Origin of the sequence: Bradyrhizobium sp. CCBAU 45384, assembly GCF_028128665.1 — a bacterium.
GTDB classification, from domain to species: domain Bacteria; phylum Pseudomonadota; class Alphaproteobacteria; order Rhizobiales; family Xanthobacteraceae; genus Bradyrhizobium; species Bradyrhizobium manausense.
The window spans coordinates 146,607-169,171 of record NZ_LBIZ01000107.1 but is presented as its reverse complement, the minus strand read 5'-3'; the positions used below and the strand labels follow the sequence as shown (position 1 = coordinate 169,171).

Below are 22,565 nucleotides of genomic sequence, written 5' to 3'. Positions count from 1 at the left end.
CGCGGCAGGCGGTTTGTCGATTGTGGCAATGGCGTCTCAGGTCACTTGTTCAGATCATTTGGACGCGGTCTTGGTGTCCATGTTCACGACCTGGACGCGGCGGTTGATCGGGTCGGCGCCGTTGGCGGCGTCCTTCAGCTTGGTCTTGCCATAGCCGACGGTGACGAGGTCACTGCCGTTGAGACCGTAGTTCTGCACCAGGTACTTCTTGATAGTGTCGGCGCGACGCTCCGACAGGCCCTGATTGTACTCCTCCGTGCCGATCGCATCGGTATGGCCGGCGACCACGAAGGTCGAGCCCTTCAGCGACGGGTCGGACAGCGCCTTGCCGAGGGCCTGCACCGACGCCACCGAGGTCTTGGCGATGTCGGCCGAGTTGTAGTCGAACTGGATCTCCAGATCGATGTTCGGCTTGGTCGAAGCAAGCTCGGCGATCTGGTCGCGCTCGCCCATCGAGAGTGAACGGGTCTGCCGGTTGCGCACGGAATTCAGGAAAGTCGCTTCCTTGGCTTGCGCGGTCGGATCGGCCTGCGGACCGACGGAGAGGCCGCGGGTGATCGGCTTCGGCTTCAACGCATCCAGGATCTGGCTGGACGAGACGTTGCTGTCGCCGGCGAAAGCCAGGCCCGCCGTCAACGACAGCGCGGCCGTGAGCGTGATCGCCCTCAGTCCAAAAGACTTATTGAAATGGGTCATTGTCGTATCCTTGCTGTGACGCCTGATGGCAATTTGATGCTCCGAGCATAGGGAAGGTTCAAAAGCTCCGATGTGATGCGGGTCACATTCCAAAGGACCGAAACGTCGGCTGCATGCTAGCGCCGGACCCAGTCGGCATCCACGGCATGCTCGCGCCACTGGCACCGCGCTACCATCAGAAAGGAGCGCTGTCTCGTTCGGCATCGAAGCAGAATCCTGATCCATCACGCATTCTCGGACGAGGTTTCAATAGCTGCTGGACTCGCAGCTCCAGCGGGTACAATCTTTTGTCCATTGCTCGTCACCTGCCGGATTGCCCGCTGCGTTAGCAGCTCGAAAAGCGATCGTCGCAGCGACTCCCAGCTCGGTTCGGGCAGCAGAAATCCCCGAGTGATCCAAATCACAGTGCGTCCTTGTGAGTTGGATCAGATTGCTGTCATCGGATCGGCTAAGGCCGATGCGAGAGCAGCGAAGAAGTTTGGATCAGGGGAGAATGATCATGCGCTTCTTGATCGCAGCAATTTCACTCGCAGCATTCATCGTCAGCGGCAACACGGCCCTCGCTGACAAGCGCGTCGCCTTCGTGGTCGGCAATGCCGCCTACAAGAACGTCCCGCAGCTTCCCAACCCCGCGATCGATTCCAAGGCAATGGCCAGGGTGCTGCGCAATGTCGGCTTCGATGTCGTCGAGGGTGCCAACCTCACGCGTGACGCCATGACTGCAAAACTCCTGGAGTTCGGCAAGAAGAGCGAGGGTGCCGATGTCGCGGTGTTCTTCTATGCCGGCCACGGCATTGCCGTGAACGGCATCAACTACCTGTTGCCGATCGATGCAGACCTGAAATCCGAGATGGACGTCAAGCTGGGCGCGGCGATCAATGTCGACCTCACGCTCGATCAAACCATGTCGGACGCGAAGGTGAAGCTCGTGTTCCTGGATGCCTGTCGTGACAATCCTTTCGCGGCAAAGATCCGCTCGGCGAAAGCCACCCGATCGGTCAACGTCCAGGCCGGTCTGGCAGAGATGAAGTCGGGCGAGGGCACGCTGATTGCCTTTGCCACCGGCCCAGGTCAAACCGCGCTCGACGGCGAAGCCGGGACCAACAGCCCGTTCACGCGCGCGCTTGTCGCCAACATTGCCCAGCCTGGGATCGAGATTCAGCAGGCGATGACCAAGGTCCGCGCCCAGGTCAGTGACGAGACCGGTAAAGGGCAATTGCCTTGGGGGCACACCAACCTGACGGGCAACGTCTACCTCAATCCGGTTGGCGGGCCGGCTGCGGGCGCAACTGATACGTCGAGCGCGCCGGTGTTGGCCGCAAGCAAGCAAGGCTCCGACGTCGAACTCGAGTTCTGGCGCTCGATCAAGGACTCCAACAGGGTCGAGGAGCTCAACGCCTATCTCACCAGCTATCCCAACGGCACGTTCAAATCGATCGCACTCGCCCGCATTGCGGCGTTGCAGGATGGTCCATCCAATGCCACCCGCAACCTGTCGGTTGGGATCGATCCCGCGACCTTCACGGAAGAGGCCAACCAAGTATCTGAAGACCAGGTTGGTCTGGACAAGAGCCAGCGTCGTGACGTGCAGCGTCGCCTCACTGGGCTCGGTTTCGACGTCAGGGCGACAGGCCAGTTCGACGACGAGGCGCGTTCCGTGATCAGGCGGTGGCAGGCTGCGCGCGGTTATCCCGCTACGGGCTATCTCAACAAGCTCCAGCATAAGGCTCTGCTGTCGGAGATTGTCTCGACCCGCGCGGCTTCCTCGGCACAGGCAGACGATGAGCCGGCGCACCGCCGTTACTCGGGCGGTGGCGGTCGCCGCCATTATAGCGGCGGTGGTGGCGCTCCGGCAGGTCCCGGTGGTCTACTCGGCGGTATGATGGGCGGGTTGTTCGGCCGCCGCTGAGGGTGCAGGGGAGTAAGTAAAAGGCGGCCCGCATTGGGCCGCCCATTGTTCCGGAACCAGTGCTTACCCATCGTCGGCAAAGCCGTCGCGGCATGGCCTGCGTGCGAACAAGAATTTGGCCAGATACACGCCTAGCAGACCTCGACGAGCCGTCACCGCAAGCCGAAGGGAGCTGAGTTCCATCCAGTGCCGAGGCCCAGTGACTACCAATTCTATCGCAGCGGCCCGCCGGATCGGACTGTGTCTCTGAGCGCGATGCCCATCTATATCGGCGCGGCAATGATCGCGGTGGCGATCCTGCTCTCGACGTTGATCACGGGGCTCACCAGCCGCTATGTCGGCCTTGAAGCACCGACCGACGAGAACATGTGGCTGGTGGACCGTCTCACCGGCAGCGTCTATCGCTGTCAGGCGGAGGGGCGGGGCAGGGCCTCCTGCGAGCCCGACATCGCCACCGGCAGCCTCAGTGACAGGCCCAACGACCGGACCAAGGCTCCGAAGGCCGGCCGTTAACGTCGGCTCGCTTTGCATTGCAGCAAGAAAATTGTCTTCTCCACGAAACGTTCTCGCCGGAAAATACGTAATTGCGAATGCCGGCATGACGCCGGTTTCGTTTTGCTCAAGGAGACTTTTCGATGAAGACCTTGCTCACCGCCGCAGCCTTTGTCGCGTTCGCTCTTTCCGTTTCGCCCGCATCCGCCGCCATGATGGCGTGCACCAGCGCCAATATGATGAAATCGACGGCCATGATGACCGGCACCGCGGACACGCCCGCCAAGATGGCCATGAACAAGGAAATGGCCATGGCCAATACGGACATGAGCATGGGCAAGATGAAGGGCGCCTGCATGCATTACATGAAGGCGCAGAAGGCGATGACGATGAAGTAGGCCTCGGCCGCACCATCCGCCGCGCTGTCAGCAGATGGCAGCGCGGCTTTCCTATGCAGCGTTGTTCTTGCTCTTGTCCTTTTTCTTGGCGCGAATCCCGCTACATTGCCTCGCGCAATGCCTCGCTCCCCAAAACCCCTCCCAATCCCGACGACACAGGCCCGGCAGATCTGGCTGCGGGCCCAGCGGCTCGACAAGCGTGAACCATTCGGGGACGGGCCGCAGGCGGTCAAAGACGCGGTCGCCCATCTCGGCTATGTGCAGATCGACACTATCAACGTGATCGAGCGCTGCCACCACCACATCCTGTTCAGCCGTATCCCGTCCTATCGCCGCGCCGATCTGCGTCATGCCCAAAGCGTCGACAAGAGCGTGTTCGAATACTGGACTCATGCACTGTCCTACGTACCGTCGGATGATTTTCGCTTTTTCCTGCCGGCCATGCGCGAGCACAAGCGCGAAGGGCACAAATGGTACGCGTCGGTGACGCCGGCCGACACCCGCAAGGTGATGCGGCTGCTACGCGCCGGTCCCCTGACCATTCGTGACATCGAGGACGATGTGCTCACCGAGAAGGAGCATCTCTGGCAGAGCCGAAAACCTTCGAAGCGGGCGCTTCAGCTGGCCTTCTATACCGGCGTCGCGACCATCGGCGCGCGCCAGGGCATGCTCAAGACCTATGATCTGATGACGCGGCATTTCGGCTGGGACAAATTGCCGAAGCCGGCATCGCCGAAGGAGATCACGGCCTATCTGCTCGACCGCGCGCTGCGCTCGCAGGGCATCGTCAGTCTCGATTCGATCTGCCATCTCGATGCGCCGAGCAAGAAGGCGGTGGGCGCCCTGGTCGCTTCGCGGGTCCGGCGCGGCGAACTCGTGCCTGTGGCAATTGAAGGCGCCGGCAAGCAGGAGCATTGGGCGACGCCCGCGGCGCTCGAGCCTGCCGAGGTGCCGCCGGACCTCGTCCACATCCTCTCGCCGTTCGATCCGCTGATCATCCAGCGCAAGCGCACCAATCTTATCTTCGGCTACAACCATCTGTTCGAGGCCTACGTGCCGAAGGCCAAGCGCAAGCTCGGCTATTTCGCGCTGCCGGTGCTGGTCGGCGACGAGATCGTCGCCGCGCTCGATCTCAAGACCGACCGGCAGGCGAAGAAGGTGTTGATGCAGAAATGGACCTGGGTCGGGCAGGGCAAGAAGACGGCAGGGCGCAAGGAACTGAAGCGGAAGATCGAGGACGAGCTCGATCGTTTCGAGCGGTTTCAATTGGCGGAGTGAAGATCGTGCGCCACATCGCCGGTCTCGTAGGGTGGGCGAAGCGGAGCGTGCCCACGATTGCCCAAGGTAGCGGACAATCGTGGACACGGTGCTAACGCGCTTTTGCCCACCCTACGACACCGCTCATTTCGGCGAGCCGATCAATCCAAACTCCGAACGCAATCCCGATCGCATACGCGACCAAATTCCACAGCGAGACGATGCGGCGCGGGTCAGCGATGTCAGTAGCAGTGCAGTAGAATGATTTGGCTGCGTCCCATGCATTGCTTGTTCCATTGACTCTTTGCCCGCGATGCTCAAAACCGGGATCAGCTCACAAAAGCAACAATACGGGGGGACGCCATGAGCCAGACCACGACCTATACCGCTTCCGCCGGTGCGAAAAGCGCCATTGAGACCTCAACGATTAGCGCCATCTCCTGGCGCCTGATCCCGTTTCTGGTTCTGGCCTACTTCTTCTCCTATCTCGATCGCGTCAATCTCGGCTTCGCCGCGCTGACCATGAACGCGGAGCTGAAGTTCACGCCGCTGATCTTCTCGTGGGGCGCCGGCATCTTCTTCATCGGCTATTTCATCTTCGAGGTGCCGAGCAACCTTGCGCTGGAAAAGTTCGGCGCCAGCCGCTGGATCGCCCGCATCATGGTGACCTGGGGCATCATCTCGGCGCTGATGGCGCTGGTGAGCGGCGTGACCAGCTTCTACGTCCTGCGCTTCCTGCTCGGCGTCGCCGAAGCCGGCTTCTTCCCCGGCATCATCCTCTATCTCACCTATTGGTATCCGGCCGAATATCGCGCCCGCTTTCTCGCAGCCTTCGCGATCGCCGTGCCGGTTTCGACTGTGATCGGCGCGCCGATTTCGGGCCTGTTGCTCGGGCTCGACGGCGTGATGGGTCTGAGGGGCTGGCAGTGGCTGTTCATTCTCGAGGGCATTCCCTCGGTGCTGCTTGGCATCGTCACCTGGTTCTACCTCACCGACAAGCCGGAGAAGGCGGACTGGCTCTCGGCCGAGCAGAAGGCCTGGCTCAAGGCGAAGCTCGATTCGGAGATCGCCGCCAAGCAGGCGGTGAAGCATCTGTCGCTCGGCGAAGCCTTGTCGTCACCGAAGGTGATCGCACTTAGCCTGATCTATTTCGGCTTCGTCGGTGCGCTCTATGGCATGCAGTTCTGGCTGCCGCAGATCGTCAAGGCGTTCGGCCTCACCAATGCCCAGACCGGCTTCGTCACTGCAATCCCTTATCTGTTCGGCACCATTGCCATGATCCTGTGGGCGCGGCATTCGGACGCCACGCGCGAGCGGGTGATGCATGTCGGCGCGCCCATGATCCTGATTGCGATCGCGCTCGCCATCTCCAGCTATCTCACCGACCCCACCCTGACCATGGTGGCGCTGACCTTCGCCGCGATCGGCGTGTTCTGCGTCTTCGGCGTGTTCTGGACCTTGCCGACTGCCTGGCTCTCCGGCACGGCGGCCGCCGGCGCCATCGCGCTGATCAACTCGATCGGCAATCTCGCCGGCTTCGGCGGGCCTTATCTGATCGGCTGGGTCAAGGAAGCGACGGGGCAGACCTCGACAGGTCTGCTGGTGCTCGCCGTGCTGCCGCTGCTCGCCGGCATTTTGGTCTTCATCGGCGGCCACGAGACCAAGCACGAGTTCGGCGACCAGGGGCGGTGATCCAACGTCGCCACGGCTTTCGCCAGCCTTTTGTAGGGTGGGCAAAGGCGCGCTCTTCGCGCGCCCTGCCCACGATCTCTTCCGACATCGCCAAAGGCGTGGGCACGCGGAGCCTGTCATCGGGCGCGCATTCGCGCGACCCGGTGGCTTTGCTCACCCTACGATAGCACCTTCCTGACTACCACTTGGTCGACCTTACCACCTCTTAACGATCACGCACTCCTGATGACTGACGATTATTGACTTTTATCAGTGATTAGTTGACATTCCTCTCATTGCAGACGCAGGAGTGTCCTCCGATGTTCGTTCGGCACGTTTTGTCTAGCTATTCCAGGCTCTTGGCAGGTGTATCGCTGGCCCTGATGGCCGCGGCGCTGGCCGGATGCAACGATTCCGTGGCGCAAAAAGCCGAGCCGCCGCGGCCGGTCCTGGTCGCGACCGCGCATTATGACGCCGAGACCCCGGAGCGCAGCTTCGTCGGCACCATCAAGCCCCGCATCGAGAGCGATCTCGGCTTCCGCGTCGCCGGCAAGGTCGCAAAACGCCTTGTTGAGGTCGGCCAGACCGTGGAAGTCGGTCAGGCACTCGCCACCCTCGACGAGGTCGATCTGAAGCTCCAGGCCGAGCAGGCCGTCGCCGAACAGACCGCCGCAACGGGCGTGCTGGCCCAGGCCGCCGCGGCAGAGCAGCGCGCCAAGGATCTGAAAGCCAAGGGCTGGACCACGGACGCCGCGATGGATTCGAGCCGCGCCGCGGCTGACGAAGCCCGTGCGCGCCTTGATCGCGCCGTACGCTCGGTCGAGCTGACCAAGAATTCCCTTTCCTACGCGACGCTTGTTGCCGACGCCCGTGGCGTCGTCACCGCAACGCTGATCGAGCCCGGCCAGGTGGTCGCCGCGGGCCAGGCTTCGATCCGTGTCGCCCGCTTTGCCGAAAAGGAAGCGGTCGTCGCGATCCCTGAGACGCTGGTTGGACGCGCCAAGTCGGGCGTCGCCAGCGTCACTCTTTGGTCTGAGCCGGACAAGAAATATGTCGCGAAACTGCGCGAGATCGCGCCCGCCGCCGATCCGGCCACGCGCACCTATCTCGCAAAATTCTCGCTGCCCGAGGCTGGCGACAAGGTCGCGCTCGGCATGACCGCGACGCTGACGCTGTCGGATGCCGGCACCGAGCGCGTCGCACGGCTGCCGCTGTCGGCGCTGTTCAACGAAGGCGGCAAGTCGTCCTTCTTCGTCGTCGACGACAACGGCGCGGTCACGCTCAAGCCTGTTGTGGTGAAGTCCTACGACAGCAACGACGTCGTCATCACCGGCGGCGTCGACGAGGGCGCCAAGATCGTTGCCCTCGGTGTGCAGAAGCTCGATCCCGGCCAGAAGGTGCGGGTCGTGTCGGCGCTGTCTTTCTAGGCTTGGCTAGGTGAGCTTCTGCCTTTGCCCCTACGCAAAGGCTGAAGCGGCGAAGCGATCCAGAACCTGCCCAGCCCCCTGGATTGCTTCGCTGCCTCGCGACGACGGTTGATCAGAGCGGCTGTCGTTTGGGCAATTGGATCGATTATCCGGAGAGTGCGATGAAGCGCTTCAACCTTTCGGCCTGGGCCGTCAGCCATCCGACGCTGGTCCTGTTCCTGATGCTCGTGCTCGGCGTTGCCGGCTTCTTCTCCTATCAGAAGCTCGGCCGCGCCGAAGATCCGTTCTTCACGGTGAAGGTGGTCAACGTTTCCGTGCTGTGGCCGGGGGCGACCGCACAGGAGATGCAGGCCCAGGTCGCCGATCCCATCGAGAAGAAGATCCAGGAGCTGCCCTATTTCGAGAAGGTGCAAACCTATTCCAAGCCGGGCTTCACCGCGCTCCAGGTCACCTTCCGCGACTCCACGCCGCCAAAGGACGTGCCGTATCTGTTTTATCTGCTGCGAAAGAAGCTGGTCGACGTGCAGGGCCAGTTGCCGGCCGGCATTCTCGGACCCGTCGTCAACGACGAATTCTCCGACGTCGATTCCATCCTCTACATGATGACCGGCGACGGCGCCGACTACGCCCAGCTCAAGAAGGTCGCCGAAGGTTTCCGCCAGCGCCTCCTCAAGGTGCCTGGTGTCACCAAGGTCGACATGTACGGCAACCAGGACGAGCGCATCTTCGTCGAGTTTTCGCACGCCAAGCTCGCCACGCTCGGCATCACGCCGCAGGCGCTGTTCGATTCGCTCGCCAAGCAGAACAACGTGACGCCGGCCGGCATGGTCGAGACCTCGTCGCAGCGCGTGCCGCTGCGCGTCACCGGCGCGCTCGACGGCGCCAAGGCCGTGGCCGAGACCCCGGTCGAAAGCAACGGCCGCGTCTTCCGCCTCGGCGACATCGCCACCGTCACCCACGGCTATGTCGATCCGCCGAGCTTCGTCGTCCGTCAGGAGGGCAAGCCGGCGATCGGCATCGGCGTCGTCACCGCCAAGGGCGCCAACATCCTCGAGCTCGGCAAGGACGTCGAGAAGGCGACCGCCGAATTCATGAAGGCGGTGCCGCAAGGCGTGGACGTCTCGCTGATCGCCGATCAGCCCAAGGTAGTCGAGCACGCCGTCGGCGAGTTCGTGCACTCCTTCATGGAAGCGCTCGCGATCGTGCTGTTCGTCTCGTTCCTGGCGCTGGGCTGGCGCACCGGCATCGTGGTCGCGCTGTCCGTGCCCTTGGTGCTCGGTATCGTCTTCATCGTCATGAACTCGATGTCGCTCGACCTGCACCGCATCTCGCTCGGTGCGCTGATCATCGCGCTCGGCCTTCTCGTCGATGATGCCATCATCGCGGTCGAAATGATGGTGGTGAAGATGGAGCAGGGCTGGGACCGCATGCACGCGGCATCCTTTGCCTGGGAATCAACTGCGTTTCCGATGCTCACGGGAACGCTGGTCACGGCCGCTGGCTTCCTCCCCATCGGCTTTGCCAATTCCGCGGTCGGCGAATATGCCGGCAGCATCTTCTGGATCGTGGCGATTGCGCTGATCGCCTCATGGTTCGTGGCGGTGATCTTCACGCCCTATATCGGCGTCAAGCTGCTGCCGAACATCAAGGTCCACGCCAACCACGATCCGCATGCGGTCTACGAGACCCGCATGTACCGCGGCTTGCGTGCCGTCGTGCAATGGTGCGTCAACCACCGCATCACCGTGGTGGCCGCGACCGTTGGCGTCTTCGTGGCCGCGATCGTTGGCTTTGGCCATGTCCAGCAGCAGTTCTTCCCGCTGTCGGAGCGCCCGGAGTTGTTCCTCCAGCTGCGCCTGCCCGAGGGCACCGCCTTCAACGTCACCGAGAAGGCCGTGAAGAAGGCCGAGACGCTGCTCAAGGACGACAAGGACATCGAGACCTATACGTCCTATGTCGGCCAGGGTTCGCCGCGCTTCTGGCTCGGCCTCAACCCGCAACTGCCGAACGAGGCTTTCGCCGAGATCGTCATCGTCGCCAAGGGCGTCGAGGCGCGCGAGCGCGTCAAGGCCAAGATCGAGGGCGCCGTCGCCGACGGCATGCTCACTGAAGCGCGCGTCCGCGTCGACCGCTTCAATTTCGGCCCTCCCGTCGGCTTCCCCGTGCAGTTCCGCGTGATCGGGCCTGACGCCAACAAGGTGCGCGAAATCGCCTATCAGGTTCGCGATGTCATGCGCGAGAACAAGAACGTCAAGGACGTCCAGCTCGACTGGAACGAGCAGTCGCCCTATCTCAAGCTCGTCGTCGACCAGGACCGCGCCCGCGCCATGGGCCTGACCCCGCAGGAGGTCTCGCAGGCGCTGTCCATGCTGATCTCCGGCGCGCAGGTCACGACCGTGCGTGACGGCATCGAGAAGGTCGGCGTGGTCGCCCGTGCGATCCCGTCGGAGCGTCTCGACCTCGGCGGCGTCGGCGATCTCACCATCACCTCGAAGAACGGCGTTGCCGTGCCGCTGCAGCAGATCGCCAAGATCGAGTATGCGCACGAGGAGCCGATCATGTGGCGGCGCAACCGCGACATGGCGATCACGGTGCGTTCCGACGTCGTCGACGGCGTGCAGGCGCCTGACGTCACCAACCAGATCACGCCGAAGCTTCAGGCCATCAAGGACAGCCTCGAGCCGGCCTACCGCATCGAGCCGGGTGGTGCGTTCGAGGAATCCGCCAAGGGCAATGCCTCGATCTTCATCCTCTTTCCGGTGATGGTCATGGTGATGCTGACGCTGCTGATGATCCAGTTGCAGAGCTTCTCGCGCCTGTTCCTGGTGTTCCTGACCGCGCCGCTCGGCATTGTTGGCGCCTCCTTCGGCCTCAACGTCGCCAATGCCCCGTTTGGGTTCGTGGCGCTGCTCGGCCTGATCGCGCTCGCCGGCATGATCATGCGCAACACCGTCATCCTGGTCGACCAGATCGAGACCGACGTCAGCCACGGCCTGACCCGCCGCGAGGCGATCGTGGAGGCGACGGTCCGCCGCGCCCGTCCCGTGGTGCTGACGGCGCTTGCCGCCATCCTGGCCATGATACCGCTGTCGCGCTCGGCGTTCTGGGGCCCGATGGCGATCACCATCATGGGCGGCCTGTTCGTCGCGACGTTCCTGACGTTGCTGTACCTGCCGGGCCTCTACGCCCTCTGGTTCCGCAAGAGTCTGGACGAGGCCGGAACGCCCGAGCAGCCTGCCGCACCGCAACATGGCAGCGATGACCCGCACGCAATTCCGCTTGCCGAAGCGGCTGAATAGATGAGAAGACTGCTGACCAACGAGTCCTGACTGATGGCCCTTGTTTCGGAACATATCGAAGTCGACACCCGGGATCGCATCCTCGAGGTGGCCGAGCGGCTGTTCCGCCAGATCGGCTACCAGAAGACCACGGTCGGCGACATCGCCAAGGAGCTCAGGATGAGCCCCGCCAACGTCTATCGCTTCTTCGAATCGAAGAAGGCGATCCATCAGGCGGTGGCGCGCTCTTTGATGGGCGGGGTCGAGCTGGAGGCGCAGCGGATCGTGGCGCGGCCTGGTCCGGTGCTGCCGCGTTTCCGCGAGCTGCTCACCACCATCCACCGCATGAACACCGAGCGCTATGTCGGCGACAACAAGCTGCACGAGATGGTCGCGGTCGCGATGGAGGAGGATTGGGACGTCTGCGTCGCCCATATGGAATGCATCGCCGGAATGATCGGCCAGATGATCGCGCAAGGCGTCGCTTCCGGCGAGTTCGAGGCGCCGGACCTGCAGCTGGCCGCGCTCTGCGCCTGCAGCGCGATGATCCGCTTCTTCCACCCCCAGATGATCGCCCAGTGCGCCACCAAGCCGGGCCCGACCATCGACCAGATGATCGATTTCGTCATCGCCGGTCTGTCGCCGCGTCACTGACGGGGGGGCATTTTCCCCTATAAGTTGATGTGCCGCCCGCCAGAGGGTGAGGGGCAAGGACGGATCAACAAACTCCGTCATTGCGAGCGCAGCGAAGCAATCCAGACTGTCTCCTCGGGGGGATTCTGGATTGCTTCGCTACGCTCGCAATGACGAAAAGGAAACAGCGGCGTGACCGAGAAAGACCTGCATTTCTACGAACCCTCCAAGGGCCACGGCCTCAGGCACGACCCTTTCAACGCCATTATTGCGCCGCGGCCGATCGGCTGGATCTCGTCCCGCGATGCCAAGGGCCACGTCAATCTCGCCCCCTATAGCTTCTTCAACGCCTTCGCTTACGTGCCGCCGATCATCGGCTTCTCCTCCACCCACTGGAAGGACTCGGTCCAGAACATCCAGCAGACCGGGGAGTTCGTCTGGAATCTCGCCACCATGGATCTGGCCAAGCAGATGAATGCGACCGCCGCGCATGTCGCGCCTGAGGTGGATGAGTTCAAGCTCGCAGGGCTGACGGCAGTCCCGGGCAAGCTCGTCAACGTGCCGCGCGTCGGCGAGAGCCCGGTCGCCTTTGAGTGCAAGGTGTCCGATATCGTCCGTCTCAAGGGTGCCGACGGCAAGGAGGCGAATGCCTGGCTGACGCTCGGCGAGGTCATCGCCGTCCACATTGACAAGGCCATGATCAAGGACGGCGTCTACCAGACCGCCGCGGCCCGCCCGATCGTGCGCGCCGGGCGCCGCGGCGACTATTTCGAGATCAAGCCGGAAAACATGTTCGAGATGGTCCGGCCGGATTAGGTCGCGTCTCGCTCCACACGTCATTCCGGGGCGACGCGTAGCGTCGAACCCGGAATCCACCGACCAACGCTGCCGCACGATGGATTCCGGGCTCGCGCCTGACGGCGCGCCCCGGAACGGCGGCGGAGATGCTGTCCCCGAACCCACCCGGAACTGCCTGCACGCCCCAACCGTTATGGTTCGGACGGCCGCCCGGCCGCGTCCAATCGCGTCATTTTGCCCGCGAAGTGCTCACTCACTCCGGCCGCTTTCCGCTAAAATGCCCTGTCACCGCGCCGATCCATGAGGTCCGCCATGAGCTTCCGCCGCGACAGACTGACAAGACCGATCTTTTCCTGGGCCCGCGGCGTGCTGCCGGCGATGTCCGACACCGAGCGCGAGGCGCTGGAGGCTGGCGACGTCTGGTGGGACGCTGACCTCTTCACCGGCAACCCCGACTGGTCGAAGCTGCTGAAGACCCCGCAGGCGACATTGACCGCCGAGGAGCGCGCCTTCCTCAACGGCCCCGTCGATGAGCTCTGCGCCATGCTCGACGAGTGGAAGATCTTCTGGGAGTGGCGCGACCTGCCGCAGGACGCCTGGACCTTCATCAAGCGCGAGAAGTTCTTCGGCATGATCATCCCGAAGGAATTTGGCGGCCTCGGCTTCTCACCCTATGCCCATTCGGAAGTGGTGCGGAAAATCTCGACCCGCTCGATCGCCGCCGCCGTCACGGTGATGGTGCCGAACTCGCTCGGCCCCGGTGAGCTCCTGATGCGCTTCGGCACGAAAGAGCAGCAGGAGCGCTGGCTGCCGCGGCTTGCCGACGGCCGCGACATTCCCTGCTTCGGCCTCACCAGCCCGGAGGCGGGCTCCGACGCCGCCTCGATGGTCGACAGCGGCATCATCTGCAAGGGTGTGTTCGAGGGCCGCGAGGTCACAGGTCTCCGGCTGAACTGGCACAAGCGCTACATTACGCTCGGTCCCGTCGCGACGCTGCTCGGCCTCGCCTTCAAAGCCTATGATCCCGATCATCTCGTCGGCGATCAGGAAGAGCTCGGCATCACCGTCGCGCTGATCCCGACCCATCTGCCCGGCGTCGAGATCGGCCACCGTCATCTGCCGTCGATGCAGGTATTCCAGAACGGCCCGAACTGGGGCCGCGATGTCTTCATTCCGCTCGACTATGTCATCGGCGGCCAGGAACGGCTGGGCCAGGGCTGGAAGATGCTGATGACCGCGCTTGCCGCCGGTCGCGGCATCTCGCTGCCGTCGCTCTCCGCAGCCGGTGCCGCCTATGCGGCACGGACGACCGGAGCCTATGCCCGCATCCGCGAGCAGTTCGGCATCTCCATTTCCAGGTTCGAGGGCGTCGAAGAGCCGCTCGCGCGCATCGTCGCTACCGCTTACCAGCTCGACGCCGCGCGGCGGCTCACTTGCGTGGCGCTGAATGCCGGCGTCCACCCCGCCGTGATATCAGGCATCATGAAGCTGCATGCGACCGAACGCATGCGCATCGCGATCGACGATGCCATGGACATCCACGGCGGCAAGGCCGTGATCGACGGCCCGCAAAACTATATCGGCAATCTGCACCGCGCCGTGCCTGTCGGCATCACCGTCGAGGGCGCCAACATCCTGACGCGCAACCTCATCATATTCGGGCAGGGTGCAATCCGCGCCCATCCCTATCTGCTCGACGAGATGAACGCGCTTGCGGACACCGATCGCGAGCACGGGCTTACCGCATTCGACGAGGCGTTCTGGAAACATGTCGGTCACAGCTTCCAGACGCTGTTCCGTGCCTTCGGACGAAGCTGGACTTTTGGCGCTTTTGCGCTGGCGCCGGATGCCGGCGATGCAACACCGTTCTATCGCCAGCTCTCGCGCTACTCCGCGGCGTTCGCGCTTTGCGCCGATATGGCGCTGCTGACGCTTGGCGGCGCGCTCAAGCGCAAGGAGATGTTGTCGGCGCGTTTCGGCGACATCCTCTCCGAGCTGTACCTGCTCTCGGCCGCGCTGAAACGCTGGCAGGACGAGGGCCGGCAGAAGGAGGATTTTGCCGCGTTGGAATGGTGCATGGCGACGGGCTTCAAGATCATCGAAGCGAGGTTTGCCGAAATTCTCGCCAATTTGCCGAACCGCTTCGTCGCCGTCATCCTCAAGCTCGTGGTCCAGCCCTTCGGTGCCCGCGTACTCGGTCCCTCCGATCGCGTCGTGCATCAATGCGCCAGCCTCGTGCTCGAGCCCTCGGCCGCACGTGAGCGCCTCACGCCGGATCTCGCCCACGTCGATGACGACAGTGGCTTCGCCCGGCTGGAGCGCGCCTTCAAGCTGGTCGCGGCGACCGACGCCATTGCCAAGCGCATGCGCGCCGCGCATATCCGGGACTGGAAGGACGCGGTGACCAAGGGCGTGATCACGCAGGCCGAAGGCGAGCAGCTCGCTTCCGCTCATGCAGCGGTCACAAGCGTCATCGAGGTCGACGATTTTGCGCCGGAGGCGCTGTCGCCGATTTACAAGAAAGCCGGCGACGTGCATCAGTTCTTCCAGGAACTCGGTGAACAGAGGGCGGCGAGCTGATGGCACGACCGGTTTTCATCATCGACGGCAGCCGGACGCCGTTTCTGAAGGCGAGATCCGGGCCGGGGCCGTTCACGCCTGTCGATCTCGCCGTGCAATGCGGACGGCCGCTGTTGGCGCGCCAGCCGTTTGTGCCAACGGATTTTGACCAGGTCATCCTCGGCTGCGTCAACGTTATCGCCGACGAGATGAACCCGGCCCGCGTTGCCGCACTCCGGCTCGGCATGGGCGAAGACATGGTTGCCTTCACCGTGCAGATCAATTGCGGCTCCGGGATGCAGTCGATCGACACCGCCTATCGCTATATCCGCGAGGGCCATGCCGACATGATTTTGGCTGGTGGCACCGAGGCGCTGAGCCACGCGCCGCTGGTCTGGCCGAATTCCGGCGTGCGCTGGTTCGCTGGCCTCGCCACGGCCAAAGGCCTAGCCGCGAAGCTCGCCGCAGCGTTCAGGCTGCGGCCGCGCTATCTCAAGCCGATCATCGGCCTCGAGCGCGGGCTCACCGACCCCATCACCGAACTGAACATGGGCCAGACCGCCGAAGTCGTCGGTCATCTCTTCGGCATCACCCGCGCGCAGTCCGATGCCTATGCCGCCGAAAGCCATCGCCGGCTCGCCCATGCACAGGCCGAAGGCTTCCTGAAAGGCGAGGTCGAAACTGCGTTCTCCCGAGACGGCAAATTCTTCGACCATGACGACGGCGTGCGGCCGGACTCCACGGCCGAGACGCTGGCAAAACTCCGGCCGGTGTTCGAGCGCCCCTGGGGCCAGGTCACCGCCGGCAATTCCTCACAGATCACCGATGGCGCATCGTGGGTGATCCTCGCCTCTGACGCGGCTGTGGCAAAACACAAGCTGACGCCGAAAGCCGCGATCGTGGACAGCAACTGGGCCGCGCTCGATCCCAGCGTCATGGGGCTCGGCCCCGTGATGTCGGCGACGCCGCTTCTGACCCGCAACAATCTCACCCTCCAGGACGTCGAGACCTGGGAGCTGAACGAGGCCTTTGCCACGCAAGTGCTCGGCTGCCTCGCCGCCTGGAACGACGACAAGTTCTGCCGCGAGATTCTCAAGCTCGACGGCGCTGCCGGCGAGGTCGACCGCGAAAAACTCAACGTCGATGGCGGCGCCATTTCGCTCGGCCATCCCGTCGGCACGTCAGGCAACCGCATCGTGCTGCATCTCGTCAATGCGATGAAGCGGCTCGGCACGCGGCGCGGGATTGCCACCGAATGCATCGGTGGCGGGCTCGGCGGCGCCATGCTGATCGAGGCGGTGTGACCATGGATTCAAAAATCATGGCCGCGCTCGGCGATCGCGTGCTCTCGCTCGGGCCTCCTCCGGCAGCAGATGGTCCCTACAAGCACTTCAAGCTGACGCGTGACGCCGACGGCGTCGCCTGGCTGTTGTTCGATCGTGCGGATTCCAGTGCCAACACGCTGTCCTCCGATGTGATGGAGGAGTTCGACGCCGCCCTTGCGGCGATCGAGACCGAGCGCCCCGCTGGCCTCGTGATCCGTTCGGCGAAACCGTCCGGCTTCATCGCCGGCGCGGACGTCAACGAATTCCGCGGTGCGTCCGATCCCAAGGTGGTGGAAACGCGGATCCGTGCCGCGCATGCGGTGGTCGATCATCTGGAAGCTCTCAAGCTGCCGACGGTCGCGGTCATTCACGGTTTCTGCCTCGGTGGCGGGCTCGAGGTCGCGCTCGCTTGCCAGTCGCGCATCGCCATCGACGGCGCGCGCTTCGGCTTCCCGGAGGTGATGCTGGGCCTGCATCCCGGCCTCGGCGGCACCGCGCGCTTCACGACGCTGGTCAATCCGACTCAGTCCATGGCGCTGATGCTGACCGGCCGCACCATCGATGCACGCCGCGCCAAAGCGCTTGGCCTCGTCGACAGCGTGACGCAGGAGCGTCACGTCAGGGGCGCCGTGAAGGACGTGCTGTTCGGCCGCCTGAAGCGGGTCAAGCCCGGCCTGCTCACCCGCGCGGCCAATCTCGGCCCCGTGCGCGGGCTGCTTGCCAAGCGCATGCGCACCGAGGCGGCGAAGGCCGCGCCGCGCGAGCATTATCCTGCGCCTTACGCGCTGATTGATCTCTGGGAGACGCATGGCGGCAGCAAGGCCGCGATGCTGCAGGCGGAGCAGGCCTCCTTCGCCAGGCTGATGGTGACGCCAACCGCGCAGAATTTGATTCGCGTCTTTTTCCTGCGCGAGCAGATGAAGAAAGCCGCAGGCTCCGGCAACACGATCAAGCACGTCCATGTCATCGGCGCCGGCGCCATGGGTGGCGACATCGCGGCTTGGGTCGCCGGGCAGGGGCTGCGTGTCTCCCTGGCAGATATGAAGGCCGAGCCGATCGCGGGGGCGGTGAAGCGCGCCGCCGAGCTCTACGGCAAGATCATCCGCAAGCCGACCGAGGTGCGCGACGCGCTCGATCGGCTGATCCCGGACATGGACGGCGAGGGCATCCGCAATGCCGATCTCATCATCGAGGCGGTGCCGGAAAAGCTCGAGCTGAAGCAGAAGGTCTATGCCGGCCTCGAGCCCAGGATGAAGCCGGGCGCGATCCTTGCAACCAACACGTCGAGCATTCCGCTTCAGGATTTGCGCACCACGCTGGCGCGGCCGGAGCGGCTGGTCGGCCTGCATTTCTTCAATCCAGTATCGCGCCTGCAACTGGTCGAGGTCGTCAGCCATGACGGCAACGACGCGCAGGTGCTGAGGGAAGCGCTCGCGTTTGTCGGCGCGATCGATCGCCTGCCGCTCGCGGTGAAGAGCTCGCCCGGCTTCCTCGTCAACCGCGCGCTGACGCCCTATATGCTCGAAGCCATGGTGATGCTGGACGAGAAGACCGACCAGCGCCTGATTGATGCGGCCGCGGAGCAGTTTGGCATGCCGATGGGACCGATCGAGCTCGCCGACCAGGTCGGTCTCGATATCTGCCTCGATGTCGGCGACATGCTCCGCGCCAAGTTCGGCGACATGCTGCCGCCGACGCCGGCCTGGCTGCGCGAGAAGGTTACCAGGGGCGAGCTCGGCCGCAAGTCCGGCAAGGGCTTTTACACCTGGAAGGACGGCAAGGCCGAGAAGGCGCCATTACCCGAGACCGGTCCGCGCGTCACTGATCAGATGATCGACCGCCTGGTGCTGCCGATGTCCAATGTCTGTGTCGCAGCCCTGCGCGAAGGCATCGTCGACGATGGCGATGCGGTCGACGGCGCCATGATCTTCGGCACGGGTTATGCGCCGTTCCGCGGCGGTCCCCTGAACTATGCGCGCACGCGCGGCGTGGAAAATATTGTATCCACCTTGCGCGCGTTGGCCGAGCGATTCGGCGAACGCTTCGCGCCCGATCCGGGCTGGGACAATTTCAAGTGAGAGACGCATGAGCGACCAGGGGACTACCGAGCCGAGCGGCGATCTCTGCATCCGCACGCTGGCGATGCCCGCCGACACCAATGCTAATGGCGACATCTTTGGCGGCTGGCTGCTCAGCCAGATGGACGTCGGCGGCGGCGTGTTCGCCTCGAAAGTCGCGAAGTCGCGCACCGTTACGGTCGCGATCGAGGCGATGAATTTTCGCAAAGCGGTTTATGTCGGCGATCTCGTCTCCGTCTACGCCACCCTTGTGCGCGTCGGCCGCACCTCGATGACCGTCCATCTCGAAGCCTGGGCGCTGCGGCGGCGCGAGCTGCAACCGATGCTCGTGACCGACGGCAATTTCACCTATGTCTCGATCGACGATCACGGCCACCCACAAGTGATCCAGCGAAACGATCCGCCAATCGCGACGTAATCGCGCGCCGCGCTTCGTCCCGTCTCGCGAAAACTTGCGGCATCGCGAAACGCGGCACTGATGAGTCAACCCGTCGCTTCTTTGCCAAGAACGGGTCACAAAACGGATGAGGTCCCGGCGTACTCAATAGGCCGTCGATTCGGGGTGGAACGGCCGATTTGCCCTCAGGAACCTTTGGGCAAAATTGCCGTTATTTGCCCGCACTGAGGAATCCACGGGCCATGCCAGACAGCTACATTATCGAAGTTAACTCGGAGACCGCGGGCATCGTCGTGCGCGGTCAGGGCGGCTACCGCTTCTTCGCCTCGTCCCATCAATTCAATCGCCTCGAAGGCCAGCTCTTCCGCAATGCCCGCGAAGCCGAACGTGCTGCGCGCAAGCTGGTGAACGGCGATGTGAAGGAGGCGGCGTAGGAGCCGTCATTCCGGAGCGCGCGGAGCGTGGTCGGAAATTTTTGCAGCCCTTGATGCCGCTGCCTTTTCCTTCTCCCCTTGTGGGAGAAGGTGGCGCGAAGCGCCGGATGAGGGGTATCTCTGCAACTCGCAAGATCGTTCGTGAGGATAGATACCCCTCACCCGTCTCGCCGCTAACACGGCGAGCCACCCTCTCCCACAAGGGGAGAGGGAAAGAGCATGATCACAATTTCGTCGCCGAGCGCGACAACAGCTTCCACTCGTCGCCCTGTTTCTGCCAGTTCATCAGGATGTGAAGGCTGTTTGCCACTTTCTTTCCGTCGGTCATCATCTCGGCCATCCAGTGGAAGCGGACGATCGCGGCAGGGCCGACGATCTTGATGGTCGGATCCTTGTACGCAATCGACAGGAATTTCGTCTTGCCGTCTGTGGCATTGGCGACGAAGGCTGCCTTGTCCTCGAGGAAGCCGTTGGAATGGCTGTAGCTCAGATCGTCCGCGCATAGCGCACTGAGCGCCTTTGGATCGGCCGCGATCTGGGCGAGGCGAAAAGCCTCGACTTTTTGTGCCACCGCATCAAGGTCGGTCCTGGCGGCGTGATCGCGATCGAGTGTCATCGTATCCTCCATTCTTGATGTTGCGGCCAATGTTGCAGCCGCATTCGATTTTGTCGAGTGTCACGTCGCCATCGCCGCAACGGGCTGCATTGCGTCATCAGGGGCAAGTTGATACGTCTCGCGCATCGTTGCGCCGTGCGCGAGAGGAACACGATATGATCCAGGGACTGGGCAGGGCACTGCTGTTCGACATCGACGGCACGCTCGCCAACACCGACCCGCTGCACTTGAGGGCGTTCAATCAGGTGCTGGGCCCGCACGGCCATGTCTTCGACCACGCGCGCTTCTCCAGGGAGCTGCAAGGTTTCGCCAACGTCTCGATCGGTGAACGCTTTTTGCCTGACGAGACATTGGAGCGCCGCGCCGAGATTCTCGGCGAGAAGGAGGCAGTGTTCCGCGACCTGGTCGCGGGGCAGATCGAACCGTTGCCGGGCCTGATGGCGCTGCTCGACCGCGCCGATGCTGCCGGCATTCCGATGGTCGCCGTCACCAACGCGCCGCGTCTCAATGCCGAGCTGTTGCTCACCGGCCTCGGCATCACGCAGCGCTTCAAGGCACTCGTGATCGGCGACGAGCTGCCATATGGCAAGCCGCATCCGCTGCCCTATCAGGAGGGGCTGCGCTTCGTCGGTGCCAGCGCGGCAGCCTCGATCGCCTTCGAGGATTCCCGCTCCGGCGTGCAGTCGGCCACCGCCGCCGGTATCCCGACCATCGGCATCCGGACCAGCCTTGGCGATGCTGACCTTGTCGGGTCCGGCGCGGTCGCCTCCGCCAGCGCCTTCGACGATCCCGAGCTGCTCGCGCGGCTCGCCCGCGCCATGGCGTGGTAAGGCTTGGCTTGGTCAGAAAAAGGGCTTCATCCGTGAACCGTGATCGGCATGCGCATTGACCGCGCGCGCGGGAAGCCGCACCATGCACCATTCTGATTTGAGGCCATTGCCGTGACCGGATTAACCCATCGCCAAGCCGAGATTCTCAACATCGCCCGCGCCTCCGGCCGCGTCATGGTCGAGGAGCTGGCGCGCCGGTTCGAAGTCTCGGCGCAGACCATCCGCAAGGATCTCAACGATCTCTGCGAGCGCCGATCGCTCACCCGTATCCACGGCGGCGCCATCATCGCCTCAGGCGTCGAAAACCTCGCCTATGAGGCGCGGCGCTTCGTGGCCGCCGATGAGAAGAAGGCGATCGGCGCCGCGGCCGCATCGCTGATCCCGAACGGCTGCTCGCTGTTCATCAACATCGGCACCACGACGGAGGAGGTGGCGAGCGCGCTGACCTCGCACGAGGATTTGCTGGTCATCACCAACAACCTCAATGTCGCCATGCTGCTCTACCGCCATCCCCGCATCGAGGTGGTGGTCGCCGGCGGTACGGTGCGCCGCGCGGACGGCGCCGTGGTCGGCTCGACCGCAACGCAGCTCATCGGCCAGTTCAAGGTCGATTACGCCATCATCGGCGCCTCCGCGATCGACGAGGAGGGCGCGCTGCTCGACTTCGACTATCGCGAGGTACAGGTGGCGCAGGCCATCATCGCCAATGCCCGCAGCGTCATGCTGGTCGCCGATTCCACAAAGCTTCGCCGCAGCGCGCCGGTCCGCATTGCGCACATGACCCAGATCCAGACCTTCGTGACCGACCAGGAGTTGCCCGAGCGCCTGGCCACCATCTGCCACAGCAAGGGCATCGAGGTGGTGGAAGCGATGCCGAAGGGCGCTGATATCGACGAGACCCAGGCTGATGCGCAAGACGCGGCGCCCGAGGCTGCGCCGGTGGTGCGGCTGCGCTAGGAGCCTAAGCACCGTCCCACGGATTGAGCAGCGGCACGCCGAAGGCCGCGAAAACCTTCACGTTGCGCGTGACGAGCGTGAGATCGTTTGTAAGTGCGGTCGCGGCGAAGAATCCGTCCATGACCGACAATGCAATGCCGCTTCTGCGGCTTTGAGCCATCAGATCGCCCCAGCGCTCGGCTATTGCCAGACCGATCGGCAGAATGCGCCCGGCAAAACGCTCGGGCAGATCGTGGGCCAGCCAAGCGGCCAGCGCCGTGCGCCGGCGGCCGTCCTCCAGCAATGCGATGCCGCGGCGAAGTTCGGCGATTGAGGCCACGCTGATGAACGCGCGATCCTCATCGATCGTATCAAGCCATGCCAGGACTTTTGGTGAGGGCAATGGCCGCTGAACCTCGGAGAGTACATTGGTGTCGAGGAGCAGATTCACGGCGTCTCGTCGCGTGGTTCGTCCTGTACGCGTTCAAATTCGAACTCCGCGCCGCGCAGCGGCGAGGCCAGCAGAAACTCGGCGAGCGTGCCCTTGCGGGCGGTCTTTCGCGCCCATTCTTCGGCGGAAACGACCACGGCATTGGGCTTGCCATGACGGGTGATGATTTGCGGACCGGTTTGGGCGCGGTCGACCACCTCGGACAGGCGAGCCTTGGCGTTGGCGAGCGTCCACGTGTCGGTGGGATTTGGATTGGGAGCGGCGCGGTTATCCGTCATGCTTACAACCAATATGACTATTATGACTATATAGGCCCTCCCTGACTATTCAAGAGCGGGCTGCGCGCAGGGACACCACTTTGGTTGCCCAATTTGCCGGCA

Annotated in this window: 20 protein-coding genes; 16 read left to right on the top strand and 4 right to left on the bottom strand. The window is 63.7% G+C overall.

What is annotated here, in order from left to right:
• Nucleotides 1-54: 54 nt before the first annotated feature.
• Nucleotides 55-696, bottom strand: a complete 642-nt coding sequence (locus XH80_RS18365) for an OmpA family protein (RefSeq protein WP_220003960.1) — start codon at nucleotides 694-696, stop codon at nucleotides 55-57.
• Between the two features lie 499 nt (nucleotides 697-1,195).
• Between XH80_RS18365 and XH80_RS18360 the strand changes: the two genes are divergently transcribed.
• The 14 genes from XH80_RS18360 (at nucleotide 1,196) to XH80_RS18295 (ending at nucleotide 19,352) form a co-directional block, all read left to right on the top strand.
• On the top strand, nucleotides 1,196-2,605 hold the full coding sequence (locus XH80_RS18360) for a caspase family protein (RefSeq protein ID WP_271599760.1): 1,410 nt from the start codon (nucleotides 1,196-1,198) through the stop codon (nucleotides 2,603-2,605).
• A gap of 255 nt (nucleotides 2,606-2,860) precedes the next feature.
• Nucleotides 2,861-3,118, top strand: coding sequence for a hypothetical protein (locus XH80_RS18355; protein WP_271599759.1), 258 nt, complete (start codon nucleotides 2,861-2,863; stop codon nucleotides 3,116-3,118).
• A 122-nt stretch (nucleotides 3,119-3,240) separates the two neighbouring features.
• Nucleotides 3,241-3,495, top strand: a complete 255-nt coding sequence (locus XH80_RS18350; protein WP_220003957.1) for a hypothetical protein — start codon at nucleotides 3,241-3,243, stop codon at nucleotides 3,493-3,495.
• Nucleotides 3,496-3,612: 117 nt separating this feature from the next.
• On the top strand, nucleotides 3,613-4,773 hold the full coding sequence (locus XH80_RS18345; RefSeq protein ID WP_271599758.1) for a winged helix-turn-helix domain-containing protein: 1,161 nt from the start codon (nucleotides 3,613-3,615) through the stop codon (nucleotides 4,771-4,773).
• A 342-nt stretch (nucleotides 4,774-5,115) separates the two neighbouring features.
• Nucleotides 5,116-6,444 carry an MFS transporter gene (locus XH80_RS18340; RefSeq protein ID WP_220003955.1) on the top strand — a complete coding sequence of 443 codons (1,329 nt, stop codon included), beginning with the start codon at nucleotides 5,116-5,118 and terminating at the stop codon, nucleotides 6,442-6,444.
• Between the two features lie 299 nt (nucleotides 6,445-6,743).
• Nucleotides 6,744-7,850, top strand: coding sequence for an efflux RND transporter periplasmic adaptor subunit (locus XH80_RS18335; RefSeq protein ID WP_271599757.1), 1,107 nt, complete (start codon nucleotides 6,744-6,746; stop codon nucleotides 7,848-7,850).
• A gap of 161 nt (nucleotides 7,851-8,011) precedes the next feature.
• Nucleotides 8,012-11,149 carry an efflux RND transporter permease subunit gene (locus tag XH80_RS18330; protein ID WP_271599756.1) on the top strand — a complete coding sequence of 1,046 codons (3,138 nt, stop codon included), beginning with the start codon at nucleotides 8,012-8,014 and terminating at the stop codon, nucleotides 11,147-11,149.
• A gap of 33 nt (nucleotides 11,150-11,182) precedes the next feature.
• Nucleotides 11,183-11,782 (top strand): TetR/AcrR family transcriptional regulator, encoded by a 600-nt coding sequence (locus tag XH80_RS18325; RefSeq protein WP_271599755.1) that lies wholly within the window; start codon nucleotides 11,183-11,185, stop codon nucleotides 11,780-11,782.
• A 171-nt stretch (nucleotides 11,783-11,953) separates the two neighbouring features.
• Nucleotides 11,954-12,577: a flavin reductase family protein gene (locus XH80_RS18320; RefSeq protein ID WP_271599754.1), complete on the top strand. Its 624-nt coding sequence runs from the start codon at nucleotides 11,954-11,956 to the stop codon at nucleotides 12,575-12,577.
• A gap of 294 nt (nucleotides 12,578-12,871) precedes the next feature.
• The gene (locus tag XH80_RS18315) at nucleotides 12,872-15,139 is read left to right on the top strand and encodes an acyl-CoA dehydrogenase (RefSeq protein WP_271599753.1); all 2,268 of its coding nucleotides are present in this window, start codon (nucleotides 12,872-12,874) and stop codon (nucleotides 15,137-15,139) included.
• Entirely contained in the window at nucleotides 15,139-16,422 is a 1,284-nt protein-coding gene (locus XH80_RS18310; RefSeq protein ID WP_271599752.1) for an acetyl-CoA C-acetyltransferase, read from the top strand. Before XH80_RS18315 ends, XH80_RS18310 begins: the two co-directional genes overlap by 1 nt.
• A 2-nt stretch (nucleotides 16,423-16,424) precedes the next feature.
• Nucleotides 16,425-18,521, top strand: a complete 2,097-nt coding sequence (locus XH80_RS18305; protein ID WP_271599751.1) for a 3-hydroxyacyl-CoA dehydrogenase NAD-binding domain-containing protein — start codon at nucleotides 16,425-16,427, stop codon at nucleotides 18,519-18,521.
• Nucleotides 18,522-18,528: 7 nt separating this feature from the next.
• Nucleotides 18,529-18,939 (top strand): acyl-CoA thioesterase, encoded by a 411-nt coding sequence (locus tag XH80_RS18300; RefSeq protein ID WP_220003947.1) that lies wholly within the window; start codon nucleotides 18,529-18,531, stop codon nucleotides 18,937-18,939.
• Between the two features lie 221 nt (nucleotides 18,940-19,160).
• On the top strand, nucleotides 19,161-19,352 hold the full coding sequence (locus XH80_RS18295; RefSeq protein WP_057756983.1) for a hypothetical protein: 192 nt from the start codon (nucleotides 19,161-19,163) through the stop codon (nucleotides 19,350-19,352).
• 223 nt (nucleotides 19,353-19,575) lie between these two features.
• Here the strand turns inward: XH80_RS18295 and XH80_RS18290 are convergent, their stop codons facing one another.
• A complete protein-coding gene (locus XH80_RS18290; protein WP_220003946.1) occupies nucleotides 19,576-19,968 on the bottom strand; it encodes a nuclear transport factor 2 family protein in 393 nt (130 codons plus the stop codon).
• 155 nt (nucleotides 19,969-20,123) lie between these two features.
• On the opposite strand from XH80_RS18290, the gene XH80_RS18285 reads away from it, so the two are divergent.
• Both XH80_RS18285 and XH80_RS18280 read left to right on the top strand, forming a co-directional pair.
• A complete protein-coding gene (locus XH80_RS18285; protein ID WP_220003945.1) occupies nucleotides 20,124-20,798 on the top strand; it encodes an HAD family hydrolase in 675 nt (224 codons plus the stop codon).
• A 111-nt stretch (nucleotides 20,799-20,909) separates the two neighbouring features.
• Nucleotides 20,910-21,755 carry a DeoR/GlpR family DNA-binding transcription regulator gene (locus tag XH80_RS18280; RefSeq protein ID WP_220003944.1) on the top strand — a complete coding sequence of 282 codons (846 nt, stop codon included), beginning with the start codon at nucleotides 20,910-20,912 and terminating at the stop codon, nucleotides 21,753-21,755.
• Between the two features lie 4 nt (nucleotides 21,756-21,759).
• Here the strand turns inward: XH80_RS18280 and XH80_RS18275 are convergent, their stop codons facing one another.
• Nucleotides 21,760-22,185, bottom strand: a complete 426-nt coding sequence (locus XH80_RS18275) for a type II toxin-antitoxin system VapC family toxin (RefSeq protein WP_271599750.1) — start codon at nucleotides 22,183-22,185, stop codon at nucleotides 21,760-21,762.
• Nucleotides 22,182-22,463 carry a type II toxin-antitoxin system Phd/YefM family antitoxin gene (locus XH80_RS18270; RefSeq protein ID WP_271599749.1) on the bottom strand — a complete coding sequence of 94 codons (282 nt, stop codon included), beginning with the start codon at nucleotides 22,461-22,463 and terminating at the stop codon, nucleotides 22,182-22,184. The genes XH80_RS18275 and XH80_RS18270 overlap by 4 nt, the downstream gene beginning before the upstream one ends.
• Nucleotides 22,464-22,565: the final 102 nt, after the last annotated feature.